This is a genomic window from Chryseobacterium subflavum, from assembly GCF_055762745.1.
The window spans coordinates 11,348-26,493 of record NZ_JBVTMR010000006.1; the positions used below are offsets into that span (position 1 = coordinate 11,348).

Sequence of the window (15,146 nt, forward strand, 5' to 3'; positions counted from 1 at the left end):
TTTTATTCGGTGATGGTATAGGTAATGACTACCGGAGTATTGGTACTCGTTATGCTTCCATAAGTACTGGGAACTAAGCTAATGCTTAGTCTGTGTCCATTGTTAGCTCCGTTTCCGGTAAATGCACCTCCTATGCCTGTAATGATATTAACTGCTGTTGTGGTTAAGGTTACCTGTGCAGCTGGAGTACCCAATGTGCCTCCACCCGAGCCGGATGCAGCAGCAGCTTGTAATCTTATATTGATTCCGGGAATTACCTGGTTAACAGATGCTGTGACTCTCCTTGTGAGGCCACCAGCAGCGATGGCCGAAGTATAGTTGATCCATTTTGTTGTATTTACTGCTGGATTTACCAAAGGCAGGCCTGCTTCAGTAGGGGCTACAAAACTTAATGTGATATTTCCTGCAGGTTCGATATCCAATAATGTTACAATAGGTAATGTCGCAGCAACTGAGATCTGGGAAAAAGCTTTGCCAGATATTGAAATTATTGAAATAAATATCACATAAAATAAGGCTGATAGTGATCTCATTTTTGTTTTTTTATGGTATTATATCCTACTTTTATGCTTTCTTTTTGATACTTAATTTCGGTTTGCTGCTTTACGACATCAATAACAAGGGATTTTGTTTCAGAAGGATGTAAGGTAAAATGAAAGGCATCCATTGATATTTTGTATCGTTTGTCAAGGCCATTTCTATACAACTTAATGTCCCAATCTCCAGGGCGTAAATAGGTGAAATCGAAATTTTCTCCTATATAAGCTATTTTACGATAGGTCTGGTCTCCATTGGAAGCTTCAATAATGATGCTTTCTTTTCTTTTTTTCTCTTTCTTAAGCTGGAACTGAGCAAAACTGAGCTGATTGGGATCCGTAGTTTCCTTAAATTGAATAACTCCCTGAATAGCGGCAGCAGTGGTTAAACCAAAATTAAATATATTCTCTTTATTTGTTAACAATACGGTAGCAGGAAGGCTGATATCCGGAATATCATTAATGTCAGTGGTTGAACGGTCGATTTCTAAAATATAGTCTCCCGGATTTATATTTTTAAAAATGAAATTTCCGTTTTTATCTGTAATGGATAAATGATTTCCCATAGTAAGTCTTATGCCCTCCACTTTTTTAACTCCCAGATTTCCGATATTTCCAGATAGCGTTGTGTACTCTGCAGTTTTTTGTACCGGCATATTCAGACGCCAGGTGTATCGTAATGAAAAAATAAAATCTTTGTTTCCTAATTGTCCTCTCTGCAAAGCATATCTACCTGATACATCAAATTCATGGCCCGGAAAAATCTGCTGATGAAATAAGACCTCAAAAAGGTTGCGGTCATTAAAATACTCTTCAGGGATATAGTTATTCTGATAGAAAATACTAAGATTTGTTTTCGGTGAGAATCTACTTATAACACGGGCACCATAGTATATCTGTTCCTGGTCTTGTAACTGATACCGGGGAGTTATTGCGTAACTTCCAAATACATTGAAGGAGGTTTTCAGCTTTTCAAAAGCCAGATTTACGGTATAAAAGCTGGAATTTCCAGTAAATCCACTCAGGTAATTATCTGTCTTTCCAAATTGCCCCTGAAGATTAACCTGAAAAATACCAATCTGCTGATCAATACTTACCCTTACGAATCTTTCATAATAGTCAAACTGTCTCGGTTCAAGACGATCTTTATATTTCTGATATCCGTTGTATAACATGATAGAACCATTTTTAAGATACCTGTAGCTTATTCCATATTGAAAATAATTTCTGTAAGGAGCTGCTAAAAACAAAGTATCTCTTTGAAAATTTCGGGCATCCTGAACATAATTGGCAAATGCATTGAGCCTGGAGGAGATCTTATACTGGACGTTACCGTTAAATGTGCTTGTATTGCTGAAATATCCTGCAAAATCAGGACTTGATTTCATATACATCAGATTTCCGTTGATTTTCGTGTAGCTGGCAAGAAGCTGAACCATGTAGGCATTTCCTTCCATTCGATCTGTTTTGCTATAGGCTACTTCACCGGAAACATCAAGATTTTTATTCAGTTTGAATTTTCCGGTAGCATAGGGAAGGTGAGCGTTAGAATCTAATCTCAGACCACTGAAACTTAAACTTGTTTTACCGGGTCTTGGAATCTTGTACAAATAACCTGCTGTAATTTCAGATTCTTTATGAAGCCTGAATGTGGAATATACATTGAATTCATCTTTGATATCCCGGAAAAATCTAGGGTGATTGTAAAATCCTCCGATACTGACCTTTTTGAAATTATAACGAATTTCAGCTCCACGGCCATATCGTGCATACTCGGTAAGATAAGAGGAAGAATAGGTCTTGTCTCCCAGATGAACGAAAAATTCATCCCGTCTGTAGTTAATAAAATATTCCTCATATTGGGTGAAGGAATTGAATTCAACCGGGTTGGAAGTTACAGCGTGAAATTCCAATGTCCCTTTATTTTCTTTATCCAGCGTTCCTTTACCATACAATTCACCCTGGAAGCCATCGTGGTATTCTCCTCTGTTTTTCATTCCAATAAAAGCCATCGAGGCGGAAACCGGTAAACGATGGTATATATCATCTTCATCAGGTTTAACAGAAATAATTTTCGTACTGCTGTAAGCCGTTTGGGTTTCTGCCGGATGATCCACTGAATACACGGACAGATTAAGATTTTGATATTCATTTTTACCCAGATCCGGATTTGTGACCTTACTGATGTTGATTACTTTTGCTTCGCCTGGAGGTAAAAGGAGAGTTGCATCGTGATTTACCACGGCATTTTTACTTTCCAGGATCAGTTTTTCAGTAACATTTCCACTGTTTTTAAGTAGAAAAGAGGAGGTGATGGTTTCACCTGCTTTTACGAATTCCGGAGAATTGATTGCCGTTACTGAAAGCTTTCTGACCGGGAGAACATTTATTTCTGCCGTTTTAATAAATTGATCGGTTTTATCACTTCCCAGACCTCGTAATGTTATGGTATATTTTCCCTGCGGTGTTTCTGTGGCTATACGCAATGGGACCAGATATAGGTAAGTTTCGTCGCCTGCAATTGAAACTTGATTCTTCTTTAAAATGGGAATAATGTATTGATTTGAAGTTTCAATGACAATATCATAAACCTTATTCTGAGAAGTCGTATTTTCCAGGGAAAAAGAAATAGAAGAAGCCGTTCCCGGTAGTATACTATCTTTTTTATTGACAATTTCTCTGGATTGTTTTTGTGAAAAAATAAGTACTGGGAATAGTATGAAAAGATATAAGGCCCAATTTCTAGTCATTTTTTACTTCTAGTTCCACATTGATAGCAAATGCGTTTTCATCTTCATCTGTTGCAATGATGACTGCAGTATATTTATCGGGAGGCATTTTACTGATATCAATAGGAAAGGATTTGGAGGTTTGCGGTAATAGTCCCATTGCCTGTGATGAAAATGTTCCTATTTTCTCACCATTCTTTCGGTTGTATATCTCAACGGAAGCCGTTGATCTGCAATAGATTGCTCCCTGGTTGGCGATGGCAATTTTTAATATTTGTCTGCCCTCTTCTTTTTCAACTTTAATATTTTCAAACTTTAGATCCGGTTTTACCTTTTCGGAATCAAAATCAGTTATGATCTGGATGGCATACCTTACAACAGAAGTAATATTAATTCCCTGCTTACTATCACTCGGTTTTATTTCATCTACAGGTTCAACGATGACAACACTCCAGTAACTACCGGGAGAATTTAATTGATTAGGAACGGTAATTTCATAAAAGACCTCTGTTTTTTCTTTAGCCTTTAAAGTAAGAAAGGTTGTATTAAGCCTTATCCAATCCGTATTGGTCCTTTCATTCGTATGCGGAGTTGTATAGTAGATAGAACCATTTGACTGGTAACTGAAGTCCTGTAAAAATATTTTCACATTTTGAGGTTTGTCACCGGTGTTTTGCAAGGCTATTTTTCCTTTGTAAATCTGTCCGTTTTCTACCTTGTAATTATGCGAAAGCCCATTAAGCACAACGATACCCGCATGCAAAAATAGGTAAGGTAAGATCAGGAAAGTAAGAAGAAAGATTCGCTTTGTCATTCTTATTAAAAATTTTAAGTTGAAGATCATGCAATAGATGAACAAGAAGAAACTGACAAAGCGATTTCTTCTTATTCAAATATGTATTTTCAGATATTAATTGTCCGAAATAGTATAAGTCACAGTAGCAACAGTTGTCGCTGTAGCTTGTAGATCAGCGTAAGCTGCAACTCCGCCAGGTCCACTTCCTGCTGCAAGGGCATACGTAAGATTATGGCCGTTATTAGCTCCATTTCCGGTATAAGCACTTCCGATCCCAGAGATAATTGTCTGGTCTGCTGCACTTAATGTAATCAGAGCTGATGGCGTTCCTAATGTTCCCGCACCAGCACCTGTTGCCGCTGCTGCGGTAACTTGAATGTCTATCCCGGGAACTAAAGCATTTAATCGAACGGTAACATTACGGGATGGATCTGCAACTGATTTTATTGAAGAGTAGTTAAGCCAAAGTGTTGTATTGGCAGGGCTTGCAACAATAGGTTGTCCAGCTTCTGTAGGAGCTGTAAATCCTAAAGTAATATTTTTGGTAGCCGCAGGTTCAATATCAACAAGCGCAACTTCCGGAACGGAAATCGTAATGGTGTGATTGTCGGTGTTGGTATCTTGTGCGTTTACATGGGCTGAAATGGCCAACGCAACTAAAGATAATGATAATGGAAGTGTGAATTTTTTCATGGTAGTTAGTTATTATTAATTTTCAAGTGAAGTTAATAAAATAAAGAGAAAGTATAAAAGATTTTATCTTTTTTATGACTCCTTACCTCCTCATTTCTAATGCGAAACATAATGAATTTTTATCACAAAATAGAGAACTATTTGATTGTTGTTATTAATAATAATGCCTAATTTTTTTATATCCGATTAAAAAATAATTCAATATTTGAGAAAATGAAAAAGAAAAAAAGTCTCACAATGCTGTAAGACTTTTGTATATTTTTTTGAAATTTCAATTGAAATTATGCCCAATGTGGATCAGAAATAGAAACTTTTCCTGTCTCTACTCTTCCTGAAAAGTGCCAGATGTGATCGGATGAACTTATTTTTATGTCATACCAGCCTTTGTTCTTTTTCAGGTTAAGGGTTATTTTTTCTTCATCTTTACTAAGCGCAATTTTTTTATAGGTCTTTTCATACAGATCTTCTATATCCATCATGATATTTCCATTTTTCTTCTTTTTAAATATCAATTGAGCTTCATTATTTTTCGTATCATTAAGCATTTGTATCTCTACTTCCGGTTTCTGCTGACCTTTAAATTTCCTGAAGAAACCATTGGGTCCAAAAACTTCATAATCATAATTATCCAGATAAACAGCGTGTGACAATGTTTGTTTTGAGTATAAAGCATAGGAAAAATAATAATTACCATGATCATCTAGCTTTGTTCTGTCGTAGATTAATAATGGAACTCCTGCCTCCTTCAGGTTCTCCATTTTAATACTGTTATCTGCGAGATTAACATGGTAATTGTAAGGGAGTGCATTGGATGGCTTTATCCCTCTCTCCTGAATTTCCAGTAATGCATGAGATAGCTCATGTTCAGAATGCCATTTCAGATCAGGAACAGGCTTATTCTTGGCTGCATTAATGGTTTTGGTATATTCTTTTTGATTCAGATAATCCATTTTTGGGACCGTCACATTTGAATCATTAAAAGCAGAAGTCAAATCTCCACAAATGGCTCGTCTCCAGTCACTGATATTGTCTATGGTGACATCTTTACTGAATTTTTTCCTGATGAATTTCTCAAGAAACTGTAATACAGAAGTATGATCGGAAACCTCAGAATTTACAAAACCCCCTTTTGTCCATGGGGAAGCAATGATCATCGGAACCCTGTAACCAAGTCCAACAGTTCCTTCAATACGTTCATAATCTCTCAATTGAGATGACAGCATATATTCCTGATCTTTATTAACATATTCTACTCCTTCTTTTCCATTCATGTCTACCGGCTGACTTGGATTTAGTGGCGGAGAAAAGGGTAAAACATGATCAAAATATCCGTCATTTTCATCATAATTGATTATAAAAATGGTTTTTTTCCAGGTTTCAGGATCCTTCGTCAAGATATTTAGAACTTCAGAAATATACCATGCCCCATACCAAGGTGATCCCGGATGGTCCGAAAAGTGTTCCGGAGCAACCAGCCATGAAACCAAAGGAAGCTTTTTCTCTTCAACGTCCTTACGGAACTGAAATAATACATCTCCTTTAGGAACTATTAGTTTTTCTCCATGTTCATCATTTCCTGTTTCCAGATTCCAGAAATCAGGGTCTCCTGAATTATTGGTAAATGCTTTTTCATGAAGGTTTTTTTCCATTTGGGATAATTTTGCATAGTTATCAGGATGATACTTTACCTGATCTTCCTTCAGTTCAGCTATAAGTCTCTCCAACCTTTCTTTCTGATTAGGATTCTTCTCGATTTCCTTCTGCAGGTAGCTGATCATATGGGGAATATGCTTATAATATCCTTTAGAGAATTTTACGTTGAATGCCGAAAACCATTCAATGGGATTGTCTGTAAAATTGCTCAGCCAGGCTTCCTGTTCTCCGGACATTCCTTTTGGAAGACTGATTTCATTCTGATATATTTTCCATGAAACATTTTGTTCTTCCAGTATTTCAGGGAAGCTTTTCCATCTTGCCTGTCGGTTACTGTCATAATCAATATTTTCATTATAAACATTTGCTTTTACTTTGCCGTTTTGTTGCTCTCTTAAAGTACCTGACCAATGAAAAAGCCTGTTCGGCGTTGTGCCGGTAAGCGATGAGCAGAAATATTGATCGAATACGGTAAATGCATCTGCAAGCTGGTAATAGAAGGGAAGATCCTCACGATTATAATACCCCAATGTCAGGGGTATATTCTTGTAATCTTTATTTCCAGAAGCCTTAAACTGTAACCATTGATCATATTTTCCTTTGTTAAAAGCTTTCTGCTGGTCGGACCAGGAGTGAGGTAATGAGCTCATCCATGTGGATTTCGTATTTCTTAAGTCTAAACGTGCCGGAGCAGCGTACTTTCCGTCATTTCCTTTCTGAAAAAAAACAGAATGCCCGTCTTGTTTTACAAATGCTTTTTTATCAAGGAATCCTCTTACCCCTTTCAATGATCCAAAGGCGTGATCAAATGAGCGGTTTTCCTGCATCAGAATAACCACATGTTCGGCGTCATAAAATGTAGACAAGGCAGCGGGTTCTATTGTGAGCGCTTTTAAAATGGAAGGGTGCAAAACACTTGAAGTTCCTAAACCTGCCAGTAACAAACCTGATTTCTGTAAAAATTCTTTTCTGTTCATGCTGAAATAAAATAAGAAAGAAACCGCAAGATAAAAGTATTTCCCGCGATTTCTTTCAAGTAAATTAAAAATGTTAGAGTTTTATTGTAACCACCAAGGTTTGGAATTGATATTATCTGTTCCTCCATATTGAGCTGCTAATGCGGCTTTCAGGTTTACACTGTTGTAGTTATACTCACTTTGAGGATATCGGAATCGTAAAGGTGCAGCGACCCCAGTTTGTAAAGGATAATTGGGATAGCCGGTTCTCAGATAATCATAATAAGATGTCCATTGTGACTGGTGGAACATCGTCATGTACTTCTGGGTCATAATTCTTTCCAGTTGGCTGGATAACGATGCGGAATTATCATATGCCACTAAAGGAGTAGCTAAATAATTATTCACATTAAATCCTGAAAAATAAAGATTTGGATTTTTTACATATGTCTGATAAAAACTGAAACTTGCTTTAATCCCATTGTCATAATGTGTTTTTGCAGATCCTGAAATCCAGCCTCTTGCAGTGGCCTCTGCCAGAATAAATTCCAGCTCGGAATAACTCAATACCGAAGAAGGTTCATTCGTCGGATCTTTATAAAACCGATCATTGATTTTGGAGATATTTTTTGCAGCCACTAATGCAGCATTATCAGAATAGGGGGAAACAGGATTTCCTCCATTATATCCTGTAAAATCAGTAATAGGTTTTCCTGCCTCTTTTGCTGCGGTAGTTTGGGCAGCAAATGTGAATAGTCTTGGATCCTGTCTGTTTTTAAAGAAATTAATAAAATAATCGGCCATATACAAACTTGAACCGTAACCACTGTTATTAAACATTGTGTATCTGCTGTCAGCGGCATCTGCAAATTTAAGCTCTCCATTATCCGTAATAGAAGACATCAAAGGCTGGCTTCCTGCAATAGAGGCAAATTCTGTGGCAATATTATAATTCCCTACAGTAGTTTTTTTAGAAAGGGTAATTAAAATCTTAAGACGAAAAGAGTTAATCAGTTTTTTCCACTTCGTTGCATCTCCCTGATAAATAATATCACCTTCTATCTTATCGTTGCTGTTAATAAGGTCATTGGCCTCTTTTAATTCTGTTAATATTCCGGACATTACGGCTTCCTGACTATCATATTTAGGCTGGGTAATTCCAGACTCTCCTTTTACTGCTTCAGAATAAGGGATGCTTCCGGACTTTAAACTTAAGTTGAAAAAATAATAAGCCCTGAAAAATTTACCGATCGCGATATAATTTTTATTATTGATTCTCTCAGCCTCCTGCATCATTTTAACCGTATTAAGAAGACCATTGGAATAGACCTCAAAAGATGAGTCGTTCCATTTCATGTATTGATAAACATTTTCTCCGTCTATTCCGATCATCATCCTTGAAGCATACATATTATCACCATTTACCTGGAAAGCAGACTGTGAAACGTAAGTTAAAAGAGATTTAGGATCAATAGTAGCCTGATCATTTGGATTTTCATTGATTTTATCAAGGTTGCTTTCGCATGATGTAAGGGCGAATGCTCCTATAACAATTAATGATTTTATAATATTTTTCATTTTGACTGAAATGTTATTTAATTAAAATTTAAGGTTAAATCCAACTCCAAACCATCTGCTCGATGGATCCTGGATATCATTTCCTGTTTTTATCTGGAAATCAGGGTCAGAGTATAGATTTTTGGATTTTTTCCACATTGCAAGATTATATCCGGATATATTTACCGTGAAGTTTTTTACAAATCCTTTTGGATTAAGCAAATAAGAGAAGTCGTATTCCAGAACCACAGATCTAAGCTTTATAAAGGTCCTGTCAAAGACATTGGCGAATTCTTCACTTTCATCCTGTGTCACCCTTGCCTGATACGGATAGTTTTGTGCCCAGTCCTGAAAACTGATAGGTTTTGTGTGCGGAGTATAAGTGCCGGTAGCTGCATTATAATTTACACCGTCAGGAATAAAATAATAAGTTCCCGGATTTGCATATTCCTGGTCTCTGTAAGCTACAGAATTCGGATGTTTTCCTCCCCACCACATTTTCTCAACCACCTGAGATCTCATTACTCCGCCTATACTTCCGTCAATACCGATATTTAAACTCAGTTTTTTGTATTTGAATGTGTTATTAAAGCCGAACGTCCAATCCGGATTGAAATGTCCTAAATTCGTAGGAGTGGTTGCTTTAGTTGGCATTCCTGTTTCTGCATTCAGGATTACTTTTCCATCCGGAGACTTTTGCCATGTATAGTCATAGTAAGAATCCATTCTTTCACCTAGCTTAATGTTGTTATAGTTAGGCATGTTGTCATAAATAGATGTTAGTTTTTGTTCATACTTACTCCAGTTGATCAAAGATTTCCACATAAAATCTTTTGTCTTTACAGGTATCAGCCCTAAAGAGATTTCAACTCCTTTTGTAGTATATTCATTACCATTTACATATTGAGATTTGAAACCTGAAGATTCAGCACTCGGAAATTGTAGGATATTATTGTAATCCAAAGTTCTGAAATATGTTGCATCCAGTGTTATTCTATTTTTAAATAATCCGGCACTAAGGCCTAGTTCATAAGATTTAGTCTGTTCAGGCTTTAGTGAGTTTTCATAATTTAAAGTTGTAGGATAATAATTGGTTGGATTACCATTAAAAGTAATTCCATTGTTATTCATATAATAGTTTCTGATCGAGTAGGGCTGGAAATCGTAAGCCACTTTCGCCCAGGAAGCGGATAATTTCAGAAGGTTAATGGCTTCAGGCATTTTTACAAGATTCGAAATCACAGCGCTTAATGATGCAGAAGGATAAAAATAAGACCTGTTCGCTTTTGGTAATGTAGAAGACCAGTCATTACGTCCGGAAACATTGATGAAAAAGGCATTATACAATCCAATATCTACAGTTGCATATGTACTGTAAATCAATTTTTCTTTGAGGTAATCATAATACTTTATAGCTCCGATGGAATTTGATAATTCGTACAGTTCAGGAATCTTCAAACCGTCTGTTGAGGCATTATCTACATTATTTTTATAATAGAATGTGGATGCCCCGGCATTGATGGCAAAATCGAAATTTTCAGAGATCTTTTTCTTATAAGTTGCTAAAACATCAGAGTTGAGGTTCCAGGTTTTGGTGTCGTTCAGAATGTATCCGCCACTTCGTGGAGCACTGTAATTGAAATATGAATAAGGACTTAATATTTCCTGCTTATTGTGGTTTTCAACAATAGATATCTTACCTTTAATTGAGAAATCTTCCGTTGCCTTATACTCTAAACCTGTCTGTGCGTTAATAACATTGGTCCTGTTTCTGTTCTTGTAATAGTTGGCTCCAAACCACGGGTTATTATACCATGCGTAATTCCAGTTGGCTTGTAAAGTCCCTTCCTTTCCGGGCACCCACATGTGGTTTTTCAGATCCCTTCCGTCTACGTCACCTCCCATCCAGATAAGAATAGTGTACATATGGCCACTTGGGTTATAATCGTAATTGGGAATGTTTGGGGTAAAAGTCTGGGTGAAATTAAATTTTGTATCAAAGATTAATTTGTCCGTCAGGTGGTTTTCTGAAGAGAAGTTGATCCCATAACGCTGTAAATAAGCTTCGGGAATTCTGTCGTCATAGTTCATGAAGTTCCCGGAAAGCCTGTAAATATCTTTATTATTTTTATAGCTTACGGAAAAGCTGTTGTTGTTTATGACAGCTGGCTTTAGAAATGTTTTTAAATTATCATGATATTCCCAATCAATAGGAACCCTTTCATATCTTGATTTATCATTGTACTGACTTCCTGCAACGGTTCCATACCACGGAATGACCTGCCCTGTAACTTTGTCCCTGATCGGACTGTTCCATTGCGCTATTTTTAGTCCGGGAACAAATTTCGGACCCCAGATCATGTCTCCGTCATTCACTCCTCCGTCTGCTCCATCCCAAAATTCATACTTTCCGTGAGAGCCGTTTCCATATTGAGTCTGGGTCTTCGGAAGATTGGTAAACCCGGAAGTAATCATTGTGTTTTGAGAAAACTCTACTGTAAATCCTTTCTTTTTAGCACTTTTGGTAGTGATAAGAACGGCTCCGTATCTACCTCTGGAACCATATAATGCAGAAGCTGTTGCTCCTTTTAATACGTTAATATTGTCAATATTGTTAGGATCCAGATTCTGAAATACTTCCTTTTCTACAATAACCCCATCTATAACAAATACCAGATTGGAATTTCCTCTTAATGTAAATTGAGGTGCCTGCTGCATTCCCGTAGGATTGGAAACATTCAAGCCTGCAACCTGGCCGGAGAATAAATTTCCAATACTCGGAGTGGTGATGGACTCAAATTGTTTTGTCCCCACTTCCTGTGTGGAATAGCCGATTTTTTCTTTCTTTTTGGCAATCCCTAAGGCAGTGATCACAACGCCTTCGATTTGTTTTTCATTTACTTTTTTTAGAACAATGGAATATTGTCTTCTCGAAGAAACTTCTATAGTGTAGGATGAATAATCAGGTGAGAAAAACTCCAGAATATCTTTTGGATTTGCTGAAATGGTGAAATTTCCATTTTCATCTGTAATAGCTGTTTTCCCAGTGTTTTTATCGGTGATGTTAACACCGGAGACTGTATTGCCGTTTTCGGATTTTACATTTCCGGAAATGTTGACTTCTTGAGCAGTTAGATATAGGGGGAGCAAAAAAATTGCAAAAGTAGCTAAAGTCTTCTTCATTTTTTTGAGGACAAATTTAGCGCTGCATTGTTACCTATATCTTAATGATATATTAAGATAAAAATATCATTTGGTGATCTGTATCAAGAAAAGTTAATATAATTATAAAACAGAAAAGCCAAGTATATCACTTTTTTACTTTACTATAAATGGTTGTTTTTTTAAGTAATAAAGGCATTTTTCATTAGAATCTGCTTAAGATCCCCCAGTGGATTTTAATGTCATTAAACTTGAATGGATTTCCGAACTCATTACCGTTTGAAATCTGGAAGCTCATGAGCCCTATCGGAATAAAGAAATTAAATCCTAATCCAACACTATATAGCTTGGGTTTTACATTTAAGGATTTGTTGTTAAGCTGCCCATATTGTCCAAAGAAATCAAAAAAAGCCTGGCTTCCGATCAGATAGCGGTATTCTAACCCGGCATAATAGTAAAAATCAGCGGCAAGGGATTTTTCATTAAACCCGCGCATGGAATTCCATCCTCCAAAACGATACAATTCGTTGGCTGAAAATTCTATTTTTGAATCCATCATGGCGCCCTCTGCCTTTATGTTGAGGAAGTGATTGCCTGAAATGTGATAATTATGTTCCCCGAAAAAATAGAACTGATTTTGGTTGGCTTTAATATTATCTTTAGTATATGTTGTCGTAAGGAAATCGTAACCGGCGTTTATTTTTGTTTTGTAGAGGAAAAGATCGATGTCAGTAGGCTCTGTCATATCAAGCCATACTCCGATCCCCTTTTTGTTGTAATCTTTTCCCTGAACATATAAAGTGTCGATAATACTTGATGTTTCAAAAGTTCCTCTGAGACCTACTTTATACCTGTTGTTGATGTGATAGTATAATGCAGGCAGTAATTTTACATTCGCAAATGTTGAATCCTGCCGGAAGATATTGACCTTCATATTGAGGCCGACATTCGATTTAAATAGATACGGAATATCTGTTTGTAAGTCAAAAGTTTGTCCTTTGTCAGGATTTCGCTGCCAATATAAATTGATCGTTTCAAAACCATTGAACATATTCCTGAAGTTCACATTCAATGTTCCGTTCAATGTGAACTTGTTCGTTTTATCATTCCCGAAACCAATAACCCCATCAAACGTATTGGTCTTTTTCTTTTCCATGAACAAGTAGATCTGGGTGGAATCTTTTGTAAAGAGCGTTTGAGGAGGACGTTCCAGTGAAACAAACGGATGACTCTGAAAATTTTTATTAATGGCAATCAGATTTTTATCATCATAGGTTTTTCCTTTAAAATCTTTTTCAAGGTTTTTGATAAATCGCTTAGGAACTCTTTCATATCCTTTTACAACAAAACCATCGATCGTTCTTTTATCATTCTTGTTGATTTCAAGTTCAACCATTGGATAGCCGTTCTTCTGGCCTTTGTATTTGGACTTGATCCGGCTGAATGAATACCCGTCATCAACGTACCTCTTATTAATGCTCTTTTTGGTTGAATCTAAATTTTTAGTAAAAAAATCTTTTTTGATCTTCAGTTTATCTACAATTGAATCTGAGATACTGACATATGTTTCATTGAAGTTTTTTCCTTTATCATAAATGATCTCCGTACTATCCCCTTTTACTTTCACCTCCTTAAGCTGGGTGAAAAAATAGTTGTTCTGAGCCAGAGAGTCAAGGAATTTTACTGCCGAAGCGGAATCTTTTACTTTTTTTGTTTGTTTGGTTTGGGTATCTGTAAGCCAATAGACTTTTTTTTGCGCTTGCACAAAAACGCAAAACAATACAAAAAATATTTTCAGAAATAACTTCAATACTCCATTTATTTAAACCATTCAGAAATCCGGTGAAGTGAAAATTGCCGCTCAATCACAATTTTGCAATTATAGATTTAACGATTTTATTATTTTTCCTTTCCTCACTCAATACTAACCGGAATTAATCCAGTTTATTGTATTTTTTCATTAAATTTTCATAAGTTCCCTGTGGAAGAATCCATTTCAAAGGAACTCCTATTTTCTGACCGAATTTTCCAAAATAATAATGGGCTTTCCACTTATTTTTTGTCAGAAGGTTTTCAATATATTCTGCGACTTCTGATGGTTCTGTTCCGTCACCGACATGAGAATTCATCAATGCATACACTTTATCAAAGACACTTTTATAAGGTTCGGAAACTTTAGTTCTCACCCTGTTTTCTGCAATATTGGTTTTGATGTCTCCTAAATGGAGAGAGCATACATCGATGTTCCAGGGATATACCTCATAACGTATTGCCTCAGTAACCTTATCCAAAGCCGATTTCGAAGCCGAGTAAAATCCTCTGAATGGCAGTCCCATTTCACTTCCGATACTCGATATATTAATGATTTTTCCGAATTTGTGTTTACGCATTACAGGCATTACTGCACTCATCATCTGAACAGAGCCTACCAGGTTAAGGTTGAACAGCTTCAGGATATCTTCTTTCGAAGAATCTTCTACAGCTCCTACCATTCCCATCCCGGCATTATTGATCAGCACATCAATTCTTGTTTCTGTTTTTAAGATTTCAGTTATGGCATTGCCCACTGCTGTGTAATCTGTAATATCGGTAGGAATAGACTTGAAATATTGACTTTCAGTATGTTTTCTGCTCAATCCATATACATGATGTCCTTTCTTTCCCAAATATTCTGCTAAAACGAAACCAATTCCTGATGAAGTTCCGGTGATGATAATGGTCATTTCTTTTTATTGCTTTTAGAATTGTTGTTATTCATATTTTCCGGATACTGATTATTGACAAGTTTTTTATATTCCTCATCAGACAGCACCGGACTCGTATTTTCAGCAAATGTAAAAAAAAGAATAATGAACTCTGTAACTTATTCTTCCTGAAAATACAGACTAAAGATAAATACCAATAGGTGGATAGATTGATACACACTTTTGTTACAGGGATAAAACTTAAAATAAACTTAACCTTAATGATGTAGGGAATACGTAATTAATGTTTATTTTATCAATATTTATTTGATATGTAGTGTTTTATGTGCGGGTTTTAACCGATTGAAAAACTATTTCTT

At 36.3% G+C, this 15,146-nt stretch carries 9 protein-coding genes; all 9 read right to left on the reverse strand.

The genetic code is table 11. The features are described 5' to 3' along the window. Positions 1-2: 2 nt before the first annotated feature. The 9 genes from AC0INN_RS20250 to AC0INN_RS20290 all read right to left on the reverse strand — a co-directional run bounded on the left by AC0INN_RS20250 (position 3) and on the right by AC0INN_RS20290 (position 14,805). Positions 3-533 (reverse strand): hypothetical protein, encoded by a 531-nt coding sequence (locus tag AC0INN_RS20250; RefSeq protein WP_306614857.1) that lies wholly within the window; start codon positions 531-533, stop codon positions 3-5. Further along, positions 530-3,286, reverse strand: a complete 2,757-nt coding sequence (locus AC0INN_RS20255) for a COG1470 family protein (RefSeq protein WP_306614859.1) — start codon at positions 3,284-3,286, stop codon at positions 530-532. Before AC0INN_RS20255 ends, AC0INN_RS20250 begins: the two co-directional genes overlap by 4 nt. Beyond that, the gene (locus AC0INN_RS20260) at positions 3,279-4,079 is read right to left on the reverse strand and encodes a WxL protein host-binding domain-containing protein (RefSeq protein WP_273649844.1); all 801 of its coding nucleotides are present in this window, start codon (positions 4,077-4,079) and stop codon (positions 3,279-3,281) included. Before AC0INN_RS20260 ends, AC0INN_RS20255 begins: the two co-directional genes overlap by 8 nt. 96 nt (positions 4,080-4,175) lie before the next feature. Then, a complete protein-coding gene (locus tag AC0INN_RS20265; protein ID WP_273649843.1) occupies positions 4,176-4,754 on the reverse strand; it encodes a hypothetical protein in 579 nt (192 codons plus the stop codon). Between the two features lie 281 nt (positions 4,755-5,035). Continuing rightward, complete coding sequence (locus AC0INN_RS20270; protein ID WP_306614862.1) at positions 5,036-7,384, reverse strand: phosphocholine-specific phospholipase C; 2,349 nt, start codon at positions 7,382-7,384, stop codon at positions 5,036-5,038. 81 nt (positions 7,385-7,465) lie between these two features. Further along, positions 7,466-8,941: a SusD/RagB family nutrient-binding outer membrane lipoprotein gene (locus AC0INN_RS20275; protein ID WP_172280959.1), complete on the reverse strand. Its 1,476-nt coding sequence runs from the start codon at positions 8,939-8,941 to the stop codon at positions 7,466-7,468. A gap of 21 nt (positions 8,942-8,962) precedes the next feature. After that, positions 8,963-12,103: a SusC/RagA family TonB-linked outer membrane protein gene (locus tag AC0INN_RS20280; RefSeq protein ID WP_306614865.1), complete on the reverse strand. Its 3,141-nt coding sequence runs from the start codon at positions 12,101-12,103 to the stop codon at positions 8,963-8,965. A 184-nt stretch (positions 12,104-12,287) separates the two neighbouring features. Continuing rightward, positions 12,288-13,847 carry a BamA/TamA family outer membrane protein gene (locus AC0INN_RS20285; RefSeq protein WP_306614867.1) on the reverse strand — a complete coding sequence of 520 codons (1,560 nt, stop codon included), beginning with the start codon at positions 13,845-13,847 and terminating at the stop codon, positions 12,288-12,290. 169 nt (positions 13,848-14,016) lie between these two features. Beyond that, positions 14,017-14,805, reverse strand: a complete 789-nt coding sequence (locus tag AC0INN_RS20290) for an SDR family oxidoreductase (RefSeq protein ID WP_306614869.1) — start codon at positions 14,803-14,805, stop codon at positions 14,017-14,019. Positions 14,806-15,146: the final 341 nt, after the last annotated feature.